The following is a 19,953-nucleotide window of genomic DNA, read 5'->3' as shown; positions in this document are numbered from 1 at the left end:
GACGAAGGCGCCCGCTCTAGTCCAGGGTGCGCAGCGCCGCGGGGATGGGCGTCTCCCCGGCGGAGAACCGGACGAAGCGCCCCACGGTCGCGGGCTCGCGCAGTGTCGCGGCCACGACCTGCGCGACGTCGGCGCGCGGCACGCTCGTGTCCGTCCCGGCGGGCACGGCGCCGGTCTCGGGCAGGACGGCGATGCGCCCGGTGGGCGGCTCGTCCGTCAGCGTGCCGGGGCCGAGGATCGTCCAGTCCAGGTCGGTGGTGCGCAGGTGGTCGTCCGCGGCCAGCTTCGCGTCCGCGTAGGCGAAGAAGCCCGCGCTCTCGGGGACGCCGTGCTCCGGCGTCGAGCCCACCCACGACACCATGACGTACCGGCGCGCTCCGGCGCTCGCGGCGGCGTCCATGGACCGGATCGCCGCGTCGCGGTCGACGGCGTACGTGCGCTGGGGGTCGCCGCCGCCCGCCCCGGCGGACCACACGACGGCGTCCGCGCCGGTCAGCGCGGCGGCGATCTCGTCGGTGCCGGCGTGCTCCACGTCCAGCAGGAGGGGCTCGGCGCCGAGGTCGGCGACACGGTCGACCTGCTCGGGCTTGCGCACCACCCCGACGACGTCGACCACCGGCCCCGTGCCACCGTCGGCGAGCAGCGGGAGGAGCTGGCGCGCGACCTTGCCGAGCGCACCGATGACGACGACCTTCATGACGACCTCCGAACGGGGCGAGGGACCGGACTCCCACCGTAAGCGCCCGCGGGCGGGTCGCCACCGTGGGCAGGGGAACCCGCGGTCAGCGGGCCCGCGCGATCCGGGCGGCCAGCACGGCGAAGCCGAGCGCCAGCACGGCCTGCACGCCGACGGCGACGACGAACCCGCGCGGCAGGCCGGGGGCGTCGGGCACCCCGCCTTGCGCCGCGACGGCCTGGAACAGCCCGCCGAGCACGGCGACCCCGAGGCCGAGGCCGAGCTGCTGCAGGGTGGTGAACAGCCCGCCCGCGACGCCGGCCGCCCAGGTGGGCGTGCGTGACAGGACGGTGCGCAGCACGGGTCCGTACATGAGCGCCTGGGCGGCGCCGAGGGCCATGAGCAGCGGCTGCAGGGCCGCCGTCGTCCCGGCGTGCCCGCCGCCGACGACGAGGGCGAGCCCGCCCAGCACGGCGGCCTGCGCGACGGCGGCGCCGGTCATCGTCCAGCGCCCGGTGCGCCGCTCGATGGCGGGCGTCGCGAGGGCCGTGGCGACGAACGCGCCGCCGAAGCCGAGCAGCAGCACGACCGTCCCCCAGGCGTCGGCGCCCAGCGCGCCCTGCGTGAGCGCTGAGATCTCGTAGAGGAACGCTCCGTAGCCGGTGAAGAACAGCAGGGTCATCACCAGCCCGTCCCGCACGACGCGGGTGCGCAGCACGCTCGGCGGCACGACCGGCAGCTCACCGCGCCGCTCGGCGGCGCGCTGCGACCGGGCGAACAGGCCGAGGACGACGCCCGCCGCGGCGAGCATCCCGAGCAGCGCGGGCGGCCAGCCGGCGGACGCGCCGAGCGTCAGCGGCACCACGAGCAGGAGCAGGCCGGCGGCCAGCAGGGCGGCGCCGCGCAGGTCGAGGGCGAGCGGCGCCGTCGACCGCGACTCCGGCACGGTGCGCAGCGCGAGCAGGGCCGCGACGGCGATCGCCCCGGTGGCGGCCTGCACCTCGCGCCAGCCCAGGTGGTCGCCGGCGACGCCGGCCACGGCTCCCGCGAGGACCTGCCCGGCGATGGTCGCGACGCCGCTGACGGCGGTGAACAGGGTGACGCCGAGCGTGCGCAGACGGTCGGGCGCGGTGGCCTGGATGGTGGACAGCACCTGCGGGGTGAACAGCCCCGCGGCGGCGCCGAGCCCCGCGCGCAGCGCCACGAGCACGGGCAGCGTCGGGGCGAACGCCGCCAGCACGGAGAGCACGGCGAACGCCGCGAGGCCCGCGGCGAGGAGCCGCCGTCGCCCGTAGCGGTCGCCCAGCCGGCCTGCCACGACCAGCGTCGCGGCGAAGGTCGTCGTGTACGCGGACAGGACGAGCTGCCCGCCCGAGACCGCGGTGCCGAGGTCCGCGGTGATGGCCGGGGCGAGCAGGTTGACCGACCCGAACGTCATGTTGACGGGCAGGTACGCGACGAGCAGGACGGCGAGCCCGAGGCCGGTGAGCGCGCGCGGCGACGCCGTCACGGGTCGCGCGACGCGTCGTGCGGGCGGGGTGGTGGTGGTCATGACGACGACGGTGCGCCCGCGCCCATCCTGGTACCAGGAGCCTGCCGATCGTGGTACCACCACCACCTGGTTGCGTGCCCGGGCGGGAGCGACACTGGGGCGGTGACCTCGACGACCCCCGACCGTGCCGCCCTCGGCGCCTTCCTGCGCGAGCGCCGCGGACGCGTGGCGCCCGGCGACGTCGGGCTGCCCGCCGGCGGCCGGCGCCGCACGCCGGGGCTGCGCCGCGAAGAGGTGGCGCAGCTCGCCGGCGTGGGGGTGACCTGGTACACGTGGCTCGAGCAGGGGAGGGCCAGGAACGTCTCGGACCAGGTGCTCGAGGCCGTCGCCCGGGTGCTGCGGCTCGACGACGCCGAGCGCCGCCACCTCATGGTGCTCGCCGGCCGTGAGACCGCCGTCGCGCCCGGACCGCCGCCCGGGGTGCGACCGGAACAGCTCGCGGTGCTCGCCGGGCTGCTCCCGTACCCGGCGGCGGTGCAGACCGACGCCTACGACCTGCTCGCGGCCAACCGGGCGTACCGCTACCTGTTCGACGACCTCGACGCCCGGCCGGCGGAGGACCGTAACTGCGCCTGGCTGATGTTCACCGAGCCGCGCTGGCGCGGGGCGCTCGGCGACGCGGAGGACGTCGTGCTGCACAACATCGCCGCCCGGCTGCGGGCCCGCGAGCCCGAGCATCGCGACGACCCCCGCTGGACCGCCCTGCTGGCGCGGCTGCGGGCGTCGTCGGCGGACTTCGTGCGGCACTGGGAGTCGTACGACGTCGCCGGGGACGGCACCCAGCTGCGGCACTACACCTCGGCGCGCGCCGGCCGCCTCGACGTGCACTTCCAGAGCCTGTGGCTGGACCGGGCCCGCGGCGACCGCATCATCGTCATGACGCCGGCCGACGACGTGACCGCGCAACGCCTGGAGCGGTTGGACGCGCTGGTGGGGGCGGCGCCCGCCGTCACGTCGCGGGACGACGGGGCCGCTGGTTGCGGATTGGCCGTGTCGGGCACCGCTCCGGCGGGGGGATGATGGTCCCCGTGCGCACCATCCGACAGAGCCGCAAGCTCCGCGGCGTCCGCTACGACGTCCGCGGTCCCATCCTCGTCGAGGCCCAGCGCCTCGAGGCCGAGGGCCACCGCATCCTCAAGCTGAACATCGGCAACACGGCGCCGTTCGGCTTCGAGGCACCGGCGGCCATCCAGGCCGACGTCGTGCACCACCTGCCGGAGGCGCAGGGGTACAGCGACTCCCGCGGCATCTACGAGGCACGCACCGCGGTGGCGCAGTACTACCAGTCGCGCGGGCTGCGCGACACGAGCGTGGACGACGTGTTCATCGGCAACGGCGTCTCGGAGCTCATCTCGATGGTGCTGCAGGCGTTCGTCGACGAGGGGAACGAGATCCTCGTCCCCGCGCCGGACTACCCGCTGTGGACGGGCGCCGTCACGCTGTGCGGCGGTACGGCCGTGCACTACCGGTGCGACGAGGAGAACGGCTGGATGCCGGACCTCGAGGACCTCGAGTCGAAGATCACCGAGAACACGCACGCCATGGTGATCATCAACCCGAACAACCCCACCGGCGCCGTGTACAGCAAGGAGATGGTGGAGGCGATGGTCGACATCGCCCGCCGCCACGACCTCGTCGTCCTCACCGACGAGATCTACGAGAAGATCCTGTTCGACGGCGCCACGCACCACCACGCCGCGGCCGCGGCGGGCGACGACGTGCTGTGCCTGACGTTCAGCGGCCTGTCCAAGGCGTACCGCGTCTGCGGCTACCGCGCGGGCTGGGTCATGGTGTCGGGCCCGAAGGAGACCGCCACCGAGTTCCTCGAGGGCCTCACCCTGCTGGCCAACATGCGCATGTGCGCGAACGTGCCCGCGCAGCACGCCATCCAGACGGCGCTGGGCGGCTACCAGTCGATCGACGAGCTCATCGTGCCCGGCGGCCGGTTCTACGACCAGGCGATGCTGGCCGACAAGCTGCTCAACGAGATCCCCGGCGTCACGTCCGTCCGCCCGAAGGGCGCGCTGTACTGCTTCCCGCGTCTCGACCCGGAGATGTACCCGATCGAGGACGACGAGGCGTTCGTCATCGACCTGCTGCGGGCCAAGAAGATCCTGGTCACCCACGGCACCGGGTTCAACTGGTTCGAGCCCGACCACTTCCGCCTCGTCACGCTGCCCGACGAGGAGGTCCTCACCGAGGCGATCGGCCGCATCGGGGAGTTCCTGGCCACGCGTCGGCGGTAGCGAGACCCACCCGTTCTGCAACTAGTGGTTGCGTATCCCTGGCCTGCGGGCTACGGTGATGCGCAACCACTAGTTGCAGGAGGGGTCATGGGGTCGACGAGCGAGCTGGGAAGCATCGAACGGGAGGTCTACGTCGAGGCGGCGCCGGAGGTCGTCTTCGAGGTGGTGAGCAGCCCGGAGCACGTCCGCCAGTGGTGGCCGGACGACGCCCGGTACGACCCCGCGCCGGGCGGCACCGGGGAGATCGCGTTCGGCGAGGGCGCCGACCGGACGGTCGAGCAGCTCACCGTCGTCGAGTCGCTGCCGCCGCGGACCTTCTCGTTCCGCTGGACGCACCCGGCGGGGCAGGAGGCGGCGCCGGGCAACTCCCTGCTCGTCACCTTCGAGCTCGTGCCGTCGGGCGACGGGACGCTGCTGCGCATGACCGAGACCGGCTTCCGCGAGCAGGGCTGGGAGATCGCGGTCCTCGAGCAGCGCTACCGCGAGCACGTCGAGGGCTGGACCTACTACCTGCCGCGGCTGGTGACCTACGCGGCGTCGCTGGAGGTCCGCTCATGACCGAGATGTCGTCGCCCGTCGACGACGCGCTCTGGTCCGCGATCGGCGACCCCACCCGGCGCCGCATCCTCGACCTGCTGCTCGCCGACGGCGGCGGTACCGCGTCGTCGCTGAGCCGGCAGCTGCCGGTGACGCGGCAGGCCGTGGCGAAGCACCTCGACGTGCTCGACCGCGCCGGGCTCGTCCGGTCGACGACCGCGGGCCGGGAGAAGCGGTGCGAGGTCGACGCCGCCCAGCTCGCGCGCGCCGCCGACCAGCTGGCCGCCGTCGGCCGCACCTGGGACCACCGCCTGCAGCGCATCAAGGGGATCGCCGAGGCGATCCAGAGCTCACGGCAGAGCTGAGCAGCACCGAGCTGAGAGGAGCACGACGATGGTGGACATCCTGCACAGGATCGGGACGACGACCGCGACGCCCCAGGAGCTGTACGACGCGCTGACGACCGTGGACGGTCTCGCCGGCTGGTGGACCGAGGAGACGACCGGCGACGCCGGCCTCGGCGGGAAGATCGAGTTCCGCTTCCCCGACGGCGGGTTCGTGATGGAGGTCGAGGAGCTGCGACCGCGCGAGCGCGTGGTGTGGCGCGTCGTCGGCGGCCCGGACGAGTGGGTCGGCACGACGGTCGAGTGGGACCTGCGCCAGGACGGCGACTGGACGATCCTGCTGTTCGCGCACCGCGGCTGGCGCGAGCCCGTCGAGTTCATGCACCACTGCAGCACCAAGTGGGCCACGTTCCTGCAGAGCCTCAAGGCCCTGGTCGAGGGCGGCGACGCCGCGCCGTCGCCCCGGGACGTGAAGATCGACAACTGGAACTGAGGCCGCGTCGGGAGCCGTCCCCGACCGGCGGCCATACTGGGCGGATGGTCGGGAGCGGGGTGCGCGAGGCGCTTGGCATGGTGCGCCGCGACCTGCTCACCCTGGCCCCGCAGCCGATGCCGCCGATGCGCGGCCCGCGGGCCCTGCGCCGGCTGCCGCACGGGGCGATCGTCGCGGTGGCGGCGTTCGCGGCGGTCACGGCCACCGAGGACGTCCCGACGCGGGTCGTCGCGGTGCTCCACGTGGCCCTGCTCGTCGTGGCGCTGTGGTGGCCGCTGCCCGCGTGGTGGCTGTCGCTGGCGACGCTCCCGGTGGTCGCGCTCGTGCCGTCGTTCGCCACCTACGTGGGGTGGGCGTGGGCGGTGCATGCCGGGCTGCTCTTCCTGGTGGCGCTGCGCAACCCCTGGCGGGTGACCCTCGAGACCGTCGGCCTGAGCCTCGTGATGCTGGGCGTCCTGCTGGCGGCAGGAGAGATGGGCCCGTGGCGCTTCACGCTCATCGTGCTGGCGATGTTCGCCGCCGCGGTGGCCGCCGCGGCGGGGGCGCGCGGCACGCGGGAGGTCCGCTCCCGGCTCGCGGAGCAGGAGGTCGCCCTCGCGCAGGAGCGCGCGGCGCGCACCGTGCTGGAGGAGCGCACCCGCATCGCCCGCGAGCTGCACGACGTCGTCGCGCACCACATGTCCGTCATCGCGATCCAGGCGGACGCCGCCCCCCACCGGGTGCCGGCCCCGCCCGAGGAGCTGGTCGGCGCGTTCGGCGACATCCGCGCGGGCGCGCTGTCCGGGCTGACCGAGCTGCGGCGCATCCTCGGGGTGCTGCGCTCCGAGGAACGCCCCGACGCGGGGTCTCCCGACGCCCCGCAGCCCACCCTGGACGGCCTCGACGAGCTGGTCGCCGGGGTACGGGCGGCCGGGCTCGACGTCACGACCGCGGTCTCCGGCGCCCGCCGCCGGCTGCCCGACGGCGTGGAGCTGTCGGCGTACCGGATCGTGCAGGAGGCGCTGAGCAACACGCTGCGCCACGCCCCCGGCGCGGCGGCGCGGGTGCAGCTGGACTACGCCCCGGACGTCCTGCGCCTGCGGGTGGTCAACAGCCCCGGCAGCCGCCCGGCGACCGCGTTCCCGGGCGCCGGGCACGGGATCCCGGGCATGCGCGAGCGGGCCGCCATGCTCGGCGGGGACCTGACCGCGGGCCCGACGCCCGACGGCGGCTACGAGGTTGCCGCCCGGCTCGCGGCGCCGACCAGTGAGGAGCGTCCCGCATGACGATCCGGGTGGTGATCGCCGACGACCAGGCGATGGTGCGCGAGGCGTTCTCGGTGCTCCTGGGCGTGCAGCCGGACGTCGAGGTGGTCGCGACGGCAGCCGACGGTGCGGAGGCGGTGGCCCGCGCGCGGGAGCTGCGGCCCGACGTGGTCGTCATGGACATCCGGATGCCGGGGACGAACGGCATCGAGGCCACCCGCCAGATCGTGGGCGACCCCGACCTGGCCGCGAAGATCCTCGTGCTGACCACGTTCGACCTCGACGAGTACGTGTACGAGGCCCTGCGCGCCGGCGCCAGCGGCTTCCTCCTCAAGGAGGCGTCGGGGGCGCAGCTCGCCGATGCGGTGCGCGTCGTGGCCGCGGGCGACGCACTGCTGTCCCCGGAGATCACCCGGCGGCTCATCACGGAGTTCTCGCGGCTGAGCGGCCCGGGCCGGCCCGTGCCCGGCGCGCGGGTCGAGGCGCTCACCGGCCGCGAGACCGAGGTGCTGACGTGCGTGGCCCAGGGGCTGTCGAACGCCGAGATCGCCGCCGAGCTCGTCGTCGCCGAGCAGACGGTCAAGACGCACGTGGGCAGCATCCTGGCGAAGCTGCAGCTGCGGGACCGCACGCAGGCGGCCGTCTACGCCTACGAGTCGGGCCTCGTCGCCCCGGGACGCACGGCACCTCGGACACCCCCTACCTGAGAGCCAGGCCGGAAGTTGGCTCCGTGGCGGGAGGTGGGAGCGGGTACCCCGTTCCTAGCGTCGTGGCATGACCTCCTCCGTGACCTACCCCGTCCTGACCCCGCCCGCACCGCGCGCCCGCCGCGACCCCGACCGCCGGCGGTCGCGGCCCGTCCGGGTCCTGCGGACCCTGAGCGCCCTCGTGGCGTCGGTCCTCGCCTTCCTCGCCGTCGCGATCGTCCTCGGGGCGTACGTCCCCGCCATCCCGAGGATCGGGGTGATCGGGCCCGTGCTCGGCGGGCAGTACCCGTTCCACGTCGCGATGCTGGCGGTGCTCGCCGCCGCCCTCGCGGCCCTCGCCTGGCTCGGCGGCACGGTGCGCTGGGGCCGGACGGTCGCGGCGGTCGCCGCGGCGTCCGCCGTCGGGGCGCTCGCGATCGGGGGCGTCCAGCTTCAGACCGCGCAAGACGCCGGAGCCGACGTCTCCTGGGGTTCGGTCCTCTCCGAGGTCGGCTATCCCGACGTGGTGGCCGACGACACCACGACCTTCGCGAGCCCCGACGGCGAGCCGCTCGACGTCGACGTCTACGTGCCTGACAGCACGCCGGGCACCACGGTTCCGGCCGTGGTCCTGGCCCACGCGGGCGGCTTCCACACCTTCGACAAGAGCGACCTGCGCGGCACCGGCCGCTGGCTCGCCGACCACGGCGTGGCAGTCTTCGCCGTCGACTACCGCCTGGCCCGCGCCGACCGGCCGACCTGGGACAAGGCGCCGCAGGACCTCGCCTCGGCGCTGGCCTGGGTGCGGGAGCACGCCGACGAGTACGGCGTCGACCCGGCGCAGGTCTCCCTCGGCGGGATGTCAGCGGGCGGCACGCTCGCGCTGGACGCTGCCTACCGCCTCCAGGAGGGCACCCTCGCCGCCGCCGACGGTGCCGCCGTCGAGCCCCCGGCGTCGGTGGTCGGCTTCTACCCCGGCACCGACGTCGCCCGGATGTGGGCGGACGACGTGGCCGGTACCCGGGAGGCCGCCGAGCTGTTCACCGGCGGCACGCCGCAGGAGCACCCCGACCGCTACCGCGAGGTGTCCCCGACCAGCCACGTCGGCCCCGGCCTGCCCCGTACCCTCCTGGTGGTCGGCGACCGCGACCGCAGCGCCCGGCCGGGGACCGTCACCGACCTCGGCGGTGCCCTCGCCGAGCAGGGGGTCGACACCCAGGTCGAGGTGCTGCCGTTCGCGGAGCACGCGTTCGACGACGCCTACGGCAGTCTCACCTCGCAGACCAGCCGTCAGCTGCTGCTCGACTTCTTCACCGAAGACGCGGCGACGTCGCGCGGCTGACCGCCCGCTTGACGTGGCCGCGGGTGGCGGCGAACGCCGCCGCCATCTCGCGCGCCTGGCCCGGGTACTCCGCGTGACCGGCGGAGTGCACCGCCAGCTCCAGCTCCGCCCCGGTCCCGGCGCGCTCGGCGGCGGAGACGCCGGCCGCCACGCCGAACTGCCCGGGCGGCGGCACGTGCGCGTCCCACAGGGCGCACTCCACGCGGGTCGGCACCCGCAGGTACGTCGCCGCGACGGACGCGTCGGTGAGCGCGAGGACCGCGCGGGCCTCCGGGTGCTCCGCCACGTACGCGCGCTGCGCCTCGCCGCTGCCGGTGCACGGCACGGCGAGGCGCTCGTCGTACTGGCCGAAGCTCGGCACCTCCAGCGTGGCGCCCACGAACCGGTCGTCCCACGGCACGGCCAGCGCGCCGACGCCGCCGCCGAAGCTGGTCCCCGCGTAGTACAGGGGAAGGTCGGCGGGCACGCCCGGGACGTCGGTCAGCGCCTCCTGCAGCGCGGTCGCGGCGTGCCACAGGTCGACGGCGCAGCGGCCGAGCACGTACGCCTCGACGTCCTCGATCCCGGCGAGCACGTGCGCGGTGCTCACGTCCGGCGCCCCGACCCCGGCGTTGAGCGTCCCGAGCCCTCGCGCGACGGGGAAGATCACCGCCGCGTCGTGCGGCACCCGCTCGAACGACGGCGCCTCGCGCCCGCCGTACCCGTGGCCGTGCACGATCCCCACCCGGACCGGGCCGTCCACGGGGAGCGCCAGCCACGCGCGCAGGCGCAGACCGCCGTCGGCGGTGAACGTCACCACGGAGACCTCGTGCGCTCCCCGGCGGCCCGCCGGCTCGGCCACGACGTCGGCGGGGACCCCGCGCGCCGCGGCGTGCCACGACCGCCACAGGTCGGCGAAGCCGTCCGGCTCGGCGGCGGGCGGCACGGCCCGCAGGCCGGCCTCGTCGTACCCGTAGGTGCCGTCGATCGGGCTGTCCGGGAACCAGGCGTCGTAGGGGGCGGGCAGGGTCACGGGAGCTCCAGGTTCTCGAGGTCCGGGGGAACGGGCGGCACGCTGCGTGACAGACTGTGCCGCGGGTCGAAAGGGGAGCGGGTGCTCGTCGCAGAACGCAGGTCGCGGATCGTGGCCGAGGTGCGCCGCCGGGGCGCCGCGAGCGTCACGGAGCTGGCGCAGGAGCTGGGCGTCAGCGCGATGACGGTGCGCCGGGACATCGAGGCGCTCGCGGACGCGGGCGAGCTCGACCGGGTGCGCGGCGGGGCCACCACCCGCGGGGACGCGGGCGCCGTGCAGGAGCACGGGTTCGCCTCGCGGGTGCAGCAGCAGGTCGGGGCCAAGCGGGCCATCGCCCGCCGCGCCGCGCAGCTCGTGGAGCCCGGCATGGCCGTGGGGCTCTCGGGCGGCACGACGGCGTGGGTGCTCGCCCAGGAGCTGCGCGCCGTCCCGGACCTCACCGTGGTGACCAACTCGCTGCCGGTCGCGGAGGTGTTCCGCCGCCCCGACCGTTCCGACGAGCCGTACACGCAGTCCGTGGTGCTGACCGGCGGGGTGCGCACGCCGTCCGACGCGCTCGTGGGCCCCGTCGCGGTCCGGTCGCTGGAGCACCTGCACCTCGACCTCGCGTTCCTCGGCGTGCACGGCGTCGACCTGCACGCGGGCCTCACGACGCCCAACCTGCTGGAGGCGGAGACGGACCGCGCGCTGCTGGCCGCGGGCCAGGACGCCGTCGTGCTCGCCGACCACACCAAGTGGGGCGTCGTCGGCCTCACGACGATCGTCGACCTGCACGAGGTGGAGCACCTCGTCACGGACGACGGCCTGGACGACGACGCGCGCGAGCTGCTGGAGGCGCACGTGGGCGAGCTCTGGGTGGTGCCGGTCGACTGACCGCCGTGCCCCGGCACGCTGTCGGGCGGCGCCACCCGTCAGCGGGCGGTGCTCGCGCGCGGCACGACGCGCGCGTCCACGACCACGTGCTGCACCGGCAGGTTGGCACCCGGCGGGGTGGCGATCTGCCGCTCCAGCTCGCTCAGCGCGCGCTCGACGAGGGCCTCCTTGTCGGGGGAGACGGACGTGAGCGACGGCGTCGCGAACTGCGCGCCGCGCACGTCGTCGATCCCGACGACGGCGACGTCGTCGGGGACGCGCCGCCCGGCCTCGTGCAGGGCGGGCAGCGCCCCGAACGCGACGGAGTCGTTGGAGCAGACGATGCCGTCGAGCTCGACGCCACGCTCCAGCAGGTCGCGGACGGCGCGCCGCCCCTCGGCGGGGGTGAACGACTCGACCTGGGCGACGAGCGCGGGGTCGTCCGCGATCCCGAGCGCGGTGACGGCCTCGCGGTAGCCGGCGTACCGGCGGTCGGCGGCGTCCGAGGGGCGCGCGTCCCGCGGGCCGACGAACGCGACCCGCCGGCACCCGACCGACGCCAGGTGCTCGGTGGCGGCGTACGACGCGGCCCGGTTGTCGATCGTCACGTGCGTGAAGGGGCTGACGAGGATGTGCTCGCCGAGCAGCACCAACGGCCCGGGGGAGGTGCGGCGCGTCAGGTCGGCCACGGACAGGGCGCGGGGGATGTGGATGAGCCCGTCGGTCGGGGGCAGCCCGATGCCGTTGGCGACGTCCACCTCGCGCTCGTGGTCGCCCGCGGTCTGCTGGATGAGGATCGACAGCCCGCGCTCGTCGGCGCGCCGCACGAGCAGCGCCGTGAGCTCGGCGAAGTACGGCTCCTCGAGGTCCGGCACGGCGAGCGCCACGATGCCGGTGCGCTCCTTCCTGTGCACGGCGGTCAGCGTAGCCCGGTCCGCCGTCCGGGACACCGTCGCGACGCTGCGCGCGGTGCGGGCGAGTCCTGCATGGGGCACGGTCACTCCTGCACGCGCAGCGCGACCACGCGGGCCTGCGCCGAGCCGTTCGTGGCGCGGACGACGAGCCGCGCGGCCCGCAGCGCGCCGAGGTCGTCGGGCAGCGGGTGGGTGCGCAGGCGCCACCGGTTGTCGGTCTCGTCGGCCACCGTCACCCAGTCGCCCCCGTCCGCCGGCAGCACCTCGACCCGGTAGTCCTTGACCAGGGTCGGCATGATCTCGTCGGGCGTGCGGTGGTGGTGCAGGGTGTTCAGCTCGACGTCGAGGTCGTCGTCGAGCACGAGGCGGACCTCGCGCGCGGTCACCGGCTCGTCCCAGTCGAGGCGCAGCCACTCGTCGCGGCCCGCCACCATCGGCGACGACGCCCAGAGGTTCGGGCCGCCGTGGTTGCGGTGGTAGCCGCTCGTCGCACGCTCCGGCGCGAGCGCCCGGGTGTCCGGGCCGGCGCGGAACACGACGGACCGCCCGCGCAGCGGCTTGGTGGGCCACTGCACCAGCAGCTCCTCGGAGCTGATCTGCACGTTCTGGTCGTCGTTGTCGACGCGGTGCACCAGCGTGAGCACCCCGGCCGGCAGCGGGGAGGTGAGGCGGACGGCGACGTCCGGGTTGGCGCGCAGCACGACGACGGCGTTCTGCGGCACGTCGGGGGCGAACGGCACGTGCGCCGTGACCCAGCGCTCGTCGCCCGCCGGCACGACGACGTCGGTCTTGGCCTCCAGGTGGGCGGGCACCACGTTCTGCGGCTTGCCGGTGGAGAACACCTCGACCGACAGCGTCGTGTCGCGGCGGGCGGAGACGAGCAGCTCGACCGTGTCGAGGCGCGGGTCCACGGGCAGCACGATGCCGAGGTCGACGTCGAGGTCGTAGACGTCGTACGCGTCGTAGGGGTCGCCGTCGCTGGGCTCGGCGACGGGCGCGGCGACCCGCGTCGTCGTGCTGGACGCGGTGACCCGGGCGCGGCGGGCGAGGTCGTGCGTGTCGGTGTTGGCGATGCCGACGGCGGGCGCGTCCCAGCGCAGCAGCGTCTGGCGCAGCTCGTCGAGGTGGTCGGTGTAGATCCCGCGCGGGGTGGTGCCGTGCTCCACGCACAGGGCCGCCGCCGTGCCCGCGGCCTGGCCCATCGCGCCGCACGTCGCCATGACGCGCGCGGCGCCGAAGGCGATGTGCGTGGCGGACACGTCGCGACCCGCGAACAGCATGTTCTCCACGTTCACCGAGTACAGGGAGCGGTAGGGGATCTCGAAGACGCCCTCGGAGAACCGTTGCAGCGCGCCCGCGCCCTCGGCGTACATGCCCTGGGCGGGGTGCAGGTCGATGGACCAGCCGCCGAACGCGACGCCGTCCTCGAAGACGGTCTGGTCGACGACGTCGCCCTGGTGCAGCGTGTAGTCGCCGATCAGGCGGCGGTACTCGCGCTTGCCCGGCACGTTGCCGATCCACTCGAGCGTGAGGTTGTCGGCGTCGAACTTGCCGGAGTTCTTGATGTAGTCCCAGATACCGAGGATCACGCCGCGCAGCTCGTCGCGGATGCGCTCGTTGTCGTCGACGATGTCGAGCTCGCCGCCCCACTCGATCCACCAGTAGTGGGCGCCCGAGTCGCCGCTGCGGATCACGCGGTTCATCGGGATGGGCGTGGTGGTGATGTCGATCGCGGTCTCCGGCGCCACGTACTTCACCGGGTGGCCGAGGTCCTTGGTGTAGAAGAGCAGCGTGGAGCCGAGGAACTCGCGCACCGGCTCCGGCGGCGCCCACTCCTCGCCGAACTCCGCCTGGGACTCCTTGCCGAGCCGGTACCGTGCGCCCGCCAGGTGCCCGACCAGGCCGTCGCCGGTGCAGTCGAGGAAGACCGGCGCGGTGAACGTCGTGAGGATCTCCGAGCCCATCGTCCAGCCCGTGACGGACTCGATGCGGCGCGCGTCGTCGGGGCCGGTCGCGGCGACGTCGCGCACGTCCGTGTTGAGGAACAGCCGGATGTTCTTCTCCCGGCGGACGGTGTCCAGCACGACGTCGTCCCAGTAGACCGGGTTGCCCTCCGGGTTGCGGTACTGGTTCTCGACGTACATCTCGCCGACGATCCCGGTCTCCCGGGCCCAGCGCTGGTTGCCGTGCGCGGTGGCGCCGCACACCCACACCCGCACCTCGGAGGAGGAGTTGCCGCCCAGCACGGGCCGGTTGTTCACCAGCACCACCTGGCGGCCCAGCCGCGCGGCGGCGACCGCCGCGCTGACGCCGGCGAGCCCTCCTCCGACGACGACGACGTCCGCCTCGACGGTCTGCGTGCGCATGATCTCTCAGTCCTCAATCCGGTGGTTGTGCTGGTCGAACGCGGTGCTTCTGGTGGTGCAGGGGTGGGTGTGCGGCGCGGGGCACGGGCGTCAGCCCGCGGCCAGCACCTCGATCTCGAAGACTCGGGCGACGTCGGTCTCGGACGCCGACGGGTCGGTGGCGACCAGGCGGACCTGGTCGGCCGTGACGCCGGGGGTGGGGACGGTGACGGTGCCCGACGTGCTGCCGGTGACGGAGCCGACCTCGACCCAGCCGGTGGCGGTGTGCAGCTCGACGGTGAAGTCGCGCAGCACGGCCGAGGCCGGGTCGACGGCGGCGCGGTAGCCGCTGTGCACCCGGACCGACGCCACCGGGGCGGCGTCGTCCCAGGCGACGGTGAGCGTGGGGGTGGCGTCGTCCGCGGCGGAGATCCAGCGGCTGGCGTCGGTGAGGAGGCCGTCCACGGCCTTGTCGCCGCCCGTGTCGGCGCGCAGCGCGGACGACGCCGTGACGGTGCCGCCGAGGGCGAGGTTGCCGGTGGGCCCCGGGGTGCCCGGGTCGCCGCCGTCCTCGCCGCCGTCGTCGCCGCGGACCCCCGCCACGACGTCCGCGATCGGGCTGCCGACCAGCGGCCCGCCCGTGCGGGGCACGCGGGCGTGGAACAGCGTGCCCGACGTCGGCCCCGACTCGGCGGCGCTCACGTACAGCACGTCCGTGCCCGACGAGGGGCCGGTGCGGATCGTGCGCGCGGCGAGGCGCTGCTGCCCCACCTGCACGTCGCCGAGCCCGGCGAAGCGCCACTGCCCGCCGTCCAGCCCGCGCTCCGCGCGGACCACCTGCGTGCGGACCTGGCCGTCGACCGTGCCCTGCACGACGGCGTACGCCCGGGTGGTCCCCGCCGCGGAGGTGGCGTCGAGCGCGGCCACGGTGTCGGTCCCGGCTCCCAGGTCGGCGGCGTCGATCACGGTCTCCCGCTGCCAGGCGGAGCCGTCCCACTGCGCGAACCGCACGTCGAAGCGGTCCGGCGTGCCGTCGGCCTTCGCCGCGGCGTAGCGGTAGACGACGCCGGCGAGCGTGTCGCCGTGCACGGCCAGCTTGGCGGTCTGCACCGTCGGGCCGTCCGTCTGGAGCGACTCGCCGTCGGCGAACGGCTGGTAGACCACGGCGCCGCCCGCGGACGGGGCGATCGGCGTGCTCAGGGCGTTGCCCGCGGCGTCGTGCCACGAGTCGTCCTTCGGGTCGTAGACCGCGTAGGAGCCCAGGTGCCGGTACGGGCCGGCGGCCCAGCGGTGCCACTCCCACAGCACGTGCAGGCGCCCGTCCGTGCCGACCTCCAGGTCGTCCGGGTAGACCGACGCGCCCGTGCCCGAGGCGAAGACCGCCACCCGCGACCAGGTGCCCGCCGCGGTGTCGAAGCGGTACAGGCGGCCGTCGCGCACGGTGGCCTCGTCCCGGCCGCCGCGCACCATGACGTACGCGTCGCCGTCGGCGCCGCGCGCCGTGACCGGGTAGGTCATGGGGACGCCCTGGTCGGGCAGGTCGGCGCTCGCGTCGACCAGCGACGTGACGTCGCCCGGCGTCGTCGAGCGGTAGTACTGCCACGGCACGTGGTGCATCGACACGAACGCGTGGATCGTGCCCTCGCCGTCCACGACGATCGACGGCTGGTCGTGCCCGCTGTCGTCGAGGAACGTCGCGCAGGACCCGTCGTCGGCGCGCAGGCAGCCGACGGTCCACGCGCCGTCGGCGCCCTTCGCCGCGACGTGCACCTCGTGGCGCGCGGCGTCGGCGGCGGGGGAGTCGAACGCCATGTAGGTGACGCCGTCCACCACGTCGAGCGGCGTCCACCAGCCCGCGTTGTTGGAGCGGTCCACCGGGTAGGGGAGCTGCTCGATCGTCTCGGCGTGCTTCCCCTGCGCGGTCACGCCGGCGGGCGCCGCCGACGCCGCGCCGGCGAGGGACGTGCCGGCGACCAGGGCGAGCGCCGCCGACGCGAGGGCGACCCCGCGGGCGGTCCGGCGGCCCATCAGCCGACCAGCTTCTGCGCTGCCTCGCCGGCCTTCTTCATGGCCGTCTTCGCGTCGGTCTTGCCGACCAGCACGGCCTGCACCTGCTCGGCGATGACCGTCTCGACCTGCGAGTACGCGGTGAACTTCCAGAACGGGTTGCTCGTCGACGTCGCGGTGATGCGCTCGTTGAACAGCGACCCGAAGGTGTCGGCGGCGACGACGTCGGACTGCTGCGCCTCCGTGGTGACGGGGGGCAGGCCGCGCACCTCGTAGTCGGCCAGCACCGTGTCGAGGTCGGACGTCGCGAACTGGGCGAAGTCGGCGGCGGTCCCGGCGCCCTCACCGTCGACGACGGCGATCGCGCCGCCCCACACCAGCGCGCGGGGGGTCTCGCCCGCCGTGAGCACCGGGCGGGACAGCGGCGTCAGCTTGCTGCCGAGGTCCTTGTCGGGCGACTCCTCCTGGACGGCGTTGCGGCCGACGGGGGCGTCGTCGTAGATCGCGGCGCGGCCCTGCGCGAACAGGGAACGGGCGTCGAAGCGGTCGACGTCGGCGGCGATGAGCTTCTGGTCGTACAGCGACTTGTACCAGGTCACGGCCTCGACGGACGCGTCGTCGCCGATGGTGACGGTGTCGCCGTCGACGAGCGGGCTGCCGAACGTCTCCATCCAGATGAGGATGTCCTTGAGCTGGGCCGCCTTGGTGGACGCGGCGTAGGGGATCAGCCCGCCGCCGAGGCCCTTGAGGTCCTTGAGCGCCTTCTCGAACTCGTCGACCGTCGCCGGGAAGGCGTCGGGGTCGATGTCCGCCTTCTGCAGGATCTCGGAGTTTGCGACGAGGCCGATGGCGCCGATGGTCCACGGCAGGCCGTACTGCACGCCGTCGAACTGGGCCGCCGACAGCGCCGCGTCGGTGTAGCCGCGACCCTCGGTCAGCGCCGACAGGTCCTGCAGCTTGCCCATGGCGGCGAGCGAGCCGAGCCACGCGACGTCGACGTGCGCCGCGCCGGTGAACTGGCCACCCTTCACCTGCAGCGTGAGCTGGTTGATGTACTCGTTGTAGGGGAACGAGACGTCCTTCACGGTGACGCCGGCCTGGTCCTGGTAGGCCTTGACGATCGCCTCGAGGGCCGGGGCCGCGGCCTCCTCGGTGAACGACCACGACGAGAACGCGAAGTCCGTCTTCGCGCCGCCGGTCGCGGCGGCCGACGCGGCGCTGCCGGTCGCGGAGCCGGCGGACGGCGCGCAGGCGGCGAGGGCGGCGGTGCCGGCGCCGATGCCGAGCAGCTGGAGCACGCGACGTCGCGACATGGTGCTCTGGGGAAGGGTGAGAGACATGGGGGTCCTCCGCATCGAGGGTCGTTCGGGGTGGGGAAGGTGGGTGGAGACGACGGGCGTCGCGGGCTCGGTCAGCCCTTGACGGCGCCGGCGGTGAGGCCGCCGACGAGGTACTTCTGCAGGGCGATGAACGCGATGGCGACCGGGAGCGAGACGACGAGCGACGCCGCCATGAGCTCCGGCCACGCCGTCGAGGCCTCGCCGATGAACGTGTTGACCAGGCCGGGCGGCAGGGTCTGCTTCTCCGGGCCGGCGAGGGTGAGGGCGAAGACGAAGTCGTTCCACCCGCGGACGAAGGCGAACAGCCCCGCGGCGATGAGGCCCGGCGCGGCCAGCGGCAGCACGATCGAGTGGATGATCCGCAGCCGGGAGGCGCCGTCGACCCGCGCCGCCTCGATGAGCTCGTCGGGGATGGTGTCGAAGAAGCCCTTGAGCATCCACACGCACAGCGGCAGCGTGAACGTGGTGAAGCTCAGCACCAGCGCGGTGTACGTGTTCAGCAGGTTGTAGGCGCTGAACACGCTGTAGAGCGTGACCAGCAGCAGCGCCTGCGGGAACATCTGCGACGCCAGCACCAGGTACATGAGCGAGCGACGGCCGCGGTAGCGGAACTTGGAGAACGAGTACCCCATGTACGCCGAGACCAGCACCGACAGCACCGCGGTGATCACCGAGACGATGACGCTGTTGCGCAGGTAGCCGAACAGCTGGTCGTTCGAGGCGAGCGAGGCGAACGCGTCCAGCGTCGGCGCCGACGGGAAGAACTTCGGCGGGTAGCTGAACACCTGGTCGCGCGGCGTGAGCGACGTGGCGAGCAGCCAGTACACCGGCAGCAGGCCGAACCCGCCGCAGACGACGACCGTGGCCCAGGCGGCGATCCGCACGCCGGGGCGCTCCGACCGCAGCGCGCCGCGGCGGAGGCGCTGCGGCGGGCGGGGCGCGTCGTCGGCCGGGGAGGGCGCCGACGGTGGGGTGGGCGCGGCGGGGAGCTGCGTCGTCGCGCTCATCGCTCCTCTCCCTTCTCCGAGAAGCGGACGTACACGACGACGAGCGCCATGAGCAGGACCATCCACAGCAGGCCGAGCGCGCCGGCCTTGCCGAGGTCGTAGCCCTGGAAGGCGGTCTCGTACACGGCGGTGGCGAACGTCTGGGTGGCACCCGCGGGGCCGCCGCCGGTGAGGACGTAGATGATGTCGAAGTGCTGGAAGTTCCAGATGAACTCCAGCAGCAGCACCAGGCCGACGATGCCCTTGAGGTGGGGCAGCGTGATGGAGAAGAACCGGCGCACGGTACCCGCACCGTCCATCTCGGCGGCCTCGTGCAGCTCGACCGGCACGGTCTGGAGGCCGGCCAGGAGCATGACCATCATCCAGGGGAACGACTGCCAGGTCTTCGCGAGGATCACGGCGCCCATCGCGGTGCCCGGCTGGGCGAGCCACGCCTGCGGCTCGTCCACGAGGCCGACCGTCTGGAGCAGCGCGTTCATCACGCCGTAGTTGGCGTTGAAGATCCACATCCACAGGAACGAGACGACGACGCCGGGCACGAGCCAGGGGATGAGCATGAGGCCGCGCAGCACCTTGGCGCCGCGGATCCTCGTGTTCAGCGCCAGCGCGAGGGCGAAGCCGACCACGAACGGCAGGATCGTGGTGCCGAGCGTGAAGACGAGCGTCTGGCGCAACAGCCGCAGGAAGTCGCCCTGCAGCACGTCCACGAGGTTCTGCAGCCCGACGAACGTGCGTCCGGGCAGCACGAGGCTCTGCTCGAAGAACGCCGTGACCAGTGCCGCGATGAGCGGGTAGAGCACGACGCCGGCCAGCAGCGCGACGCCCGGCAGGAGCAGGAGGACGGCGAACTGTCCGTCGCTGAGCCGTCGTGGTGTCGTCTGTGAGTTTCTGTGTTCAAGAGTGTGAGTTTGTGAACTCGTCATGTCCACGTCCCTGTGGGTCAACCTCGGCAACGAGGGTGATGAGCTGGTGTCCGCGACACACTCTGGCCGATCTTGGCCGATCTGGTCAAACTCCTGCGGTCTCGGTGCGGTAACAACTTGGCCCGCGAGTGAACAGATCGGAACACAACATCACACAACAGTGAACACGCGAGAGGCCCGCGAGCCCCCCGGGGGGGGGGCGCGGGGGCCCCCCGGGGGGGGGGCGGGGGGGGGCCGCAGGCGGGGTACGGCACCCGCTCGGGCCGGGGCGCCTGGCGCCAACGCGCCCCCGGCGCCCACGCCGGCCGCGGCCGGGAGGAAGCGTCGGCGGCCGAGGCCGGCGGTGGGCGATGGCGTTCTCGTCCGTCGTGCATGTGCGCTCCTCGTGCTCGTGCGGCAGGGCCCCGTCCTCCGGGTGCGCCCGACGGTAGGG

General features: G+C 74.1%; 18 protein-coding genes. 9 read left to right on the top strand and 9 right to left on the bottom strand.

The window, feature by feature from the left end:
• Positions 1–16 precede the first annotated feature (16 nt).
• Together ACFQ80_RS09370 and ACFQ80_RS09365 are read right to left on the bottom strand one after the other, a co-directional pair.
• A complete protein-coding gene (locus ACFQ80_RS09370) occupies positions 17–697 on the bottom strand; it encodes an SDR family oxidoreductase (RefSeq protein ID WP_430563456.1) in 681 nt (226 codons plus the stop codon).
• Positions 698–782: 85 nt separating this feature from the next.
• Complete coding sequence (locus ACFQ80_RS09365) at positions 783–2,228, bottom strand: MFS transporter (protein WP_430563455.1); 1,446 nt, start codon at positions 2,226–2,228, stop codon at positions 783–785.
• Between the two features lie 102 nt (positions 2,229–2,330).
• Here ACFQ80_RS09365 and ACFQ80_RS09360 point away from each other — a divergent pair, with 102 nt between their 5' ends.
• The 8 genes from ACFQ80_RS09360 to ACFQ80_RS09325 all read left to right on the top strand — a co-directional run bounded on the left by ACFQ80_RS09360 (position 2,331) and on the right by ACFQ80_RS09325 (position 9,120).
• Positions 2,331–3,248 (top strand): helix-turn-helix transcriptional regulator, encoded by a 918-nt coding sequence (locus tag ACFQ80_RS09360; protein WP_430563454.1) that lies wholly within the window; start codon positions 2,331–2,333, stop codon positions 3,246–3,248.
• Between the two features lie 8 nt (positions 3,249–3,256).
• Complete coding sequence (locus ACFQ80_RS09355; RefSeq protein ID WP_430551565.1) at positions 3,257–4,474, top strand: pyridoxal phosphate-dependent aminotransferase; 1,218 nt, start codon at positions 3,257–3,259, stop codon at positions 4,472–4,474.
• A gap of 87 nt (positions 4,475–4,561) precedes the next feature.
• Complete coding sequence (locus ACFQ80_RS09350; RefSeq protein WP_430563453.1) at positions 4,562–5,032, top strand: SRPBCC family protein; 471 nt, start codon at positions 4,562–4,564, stop codon at positions 5,030–5,032.
• Complete coding sequence (locus tag ACFQ80_RS09345; protein WP_430563452.1) at positions 5,029–5,376, top strand: ArsR/SmtB family transcription factor; 348 nt, start codon at positions 5,029–5,031, stop codon at positions 5,374–5,376. The genes ACFQ80_RS09350 and ACFQ80_RS09345 overlap by 4 nt, the downstream gene beginning before the upstream one ends.
• A gap of 28 nt (positions 5,377–5,404) precedes the next feature.
• On the top strand, positions 5,405–5,848 hold the full coding sequence (locus ACFQ80_RS09340; RefSeq protein ID WP_430563451.1) for an SRPBCC domain-containing protein: 444 nt from the start codon (positions 5,405–5,407) through the stop codon (positions 5,846–5,848).
• A gap of 44 nt (positions 5,849–5,892) precedes the next feature.
• Entirely contained in the window at positions 5,893–7,113 is a 1,221-nt protein-coding gene (locus ACFQ80_RS09335; RefSeq protein ID WP_430563450.1) for a sensor histidine kinase, read from the top strand.
• Complete coding sequence (locus ACFQ80_RS09330) at positions 7,110–7,799, top strand: response regulator (protein ID WP_430563449.1); 690 nt, start codon at positions 7,110–7,112, stop codon at positions 7,797–7,799. The genes ACFQ80_RS09335 and ACFQ80_RS09330 overlap by 4 nt, the downstream gene beginning before the upstream one ends.
• Before the next feature lie 67 nt (positions 7,800–7,866).
• Positions 7,867–9,120: an alpha/beta hydrolase gene (locus tag ACFQ80_RS09325; RefSeq protein ID WP_430563448.1), complete on the top strand. Its 1,254-nt coding sequence runs from the start codon at positions 7,867–7,869 to the stop codon at positions 9,118–9,120.
• Here ACFQ80_RS09325 and ACFQ80_RS09320 read toward each other — a convergent pair.
• On the bottom strand, positions 9,089–10,132 hold the full coding sequence (locus tag ACFQ80_RS09320; RefSeq protein WP_430563447.1) for an acetylxylan esterase: 1,044 nt from the start codon (positions 10,130–10,132) through the stop codon (positions 9,089–9,091). The genes ACFQ80_RS09325 and ACFQ80_RS09320 overlap by 32 nt on opposite strands.
• A gap of 81 nt (positions 10,133–10,213) precedes the next feature.
• On the opposite strand from ACFQ80_RS09320, the gene ACFQ80_RS09315 reads away from it, so the two are divergent.
• Positions 10,214–11,005, top strand: coding sequence for a DeoR/GlpR family DNA-binding transcription regulator (locus tag ACFQ80_RS09315; RefSeq protein ID WP_430551570.1), 792 nt, complete (start codon positions 10,214–10,216; stop codon positions 11,003–11,005).
• Between the two features lie 38 nt (positions 11,006–11,043).
• Here ACFQ80_RS09315 and ACFQ80_RS09310 read toward each other — a convergent pair whose 3' ends face one another.
• The 6 genes from ACFQ80_RS09310 to ACFQ80_RS09285 all read right to left on the bottom strand — a co-directional run bounded on the left by ACFQ80_RS09310 (position 11,044) and on the right by ACFQ80_RS09285 (position 19,520).
• On the bottom strand, positions 11,044–11,898 hold the full coding sequence (locus ACFQ80_RS09310) for a LacI family DNA-binding transcriptional regulator (protein ID WP_430563446.1): 855 nt from the start codon (positions 11,896–11,898) through the stop codon (positions 11,044–11,046).
• A gap of 83 nt (positions 11,899–11,981) precedes the next feature.
• Positions 11,982–14,264: an FAD-dependent oxidoreductase gene (locus tag ACFQ80_RS09305; protein WP_430563445.1), complete on the bottom strand. Its 2,283-nt coding sequence runs from the start codon at positions 14,262–14,264 to the stop codon at positions 11,982–11,984.
• A 90-nt stretch (positions 14,265–14,354) separates the two neighbouring features.
• The gene (locus ACFQ80_RS09300) at positions 14,355–16,271 is read right to left on the bottom strand and encodes a BNR-4 repeat-containing protein (RefSeq protein ID WP_430563444.1); all 1,917 of its coding nucleotides are present in this window, start codon (positions 16,269–16,271) and stop codon (positions 14,355–14,357) included.
• Complete coding sequence (locus ACFQ80_RS09295; RefSeq protein ID WP_430563443.1) at positions 16,271–17,590, bottom strand: extracellular solute-binding protein; 1,320 nt, start codon at positions 17,588–17,590, stop codon at positions 16,271–16,273. The genes ACFQ80_RS09300 and ACFQ80_RS09295 overlap by 1 nt, the downstream gene beginning before the upstream one ends.
• A gap of 71 nt (positions 17,591–17,661) precedes the next feature.
• Complete coding sequence (locus ACFQ80_RS09290) at positions 17,662–18,597, bottom strand: carbohydrate ABC transporter permease (protein WP_430563442.1); 936 nt, start codon at positions 18,595–18,597, stop codon at positions 17,662–17,664.
• Complete coding sequence (locus ACFQ80_RS09285) at positions 18,594–19,520, bottom strand: carbohydrate ABC transporter permease (protein WP_430563441.1); 927 nt, start codon at positions 19,518–19,520, stop codon at positions 18,594–18,596. The genes ACFQ80_RS09290 and ACFQ80_RS09285 overlap by 4 nt, the downstream gene beginning before the upstream one ends.
• Positions 19,521–19,953 lie beyond the last annotated feature (433 nt).

Origin of the sequence: Isoptericola sp. NPDC056578 (genome assembly GCF_042793275.1) — a bacterium.
Classification (GTDB): domain Bacteria; phylum Actinomycetota; class Actinomycetes; order Actinomycetales; family Cellulomonadaceae; genus Isoptericola.
The sequence above is the reverse complement of the archived record's forward strand: the minus strand, read 5'-3'. Positions and strand labels throughout refer to the sequence as shown.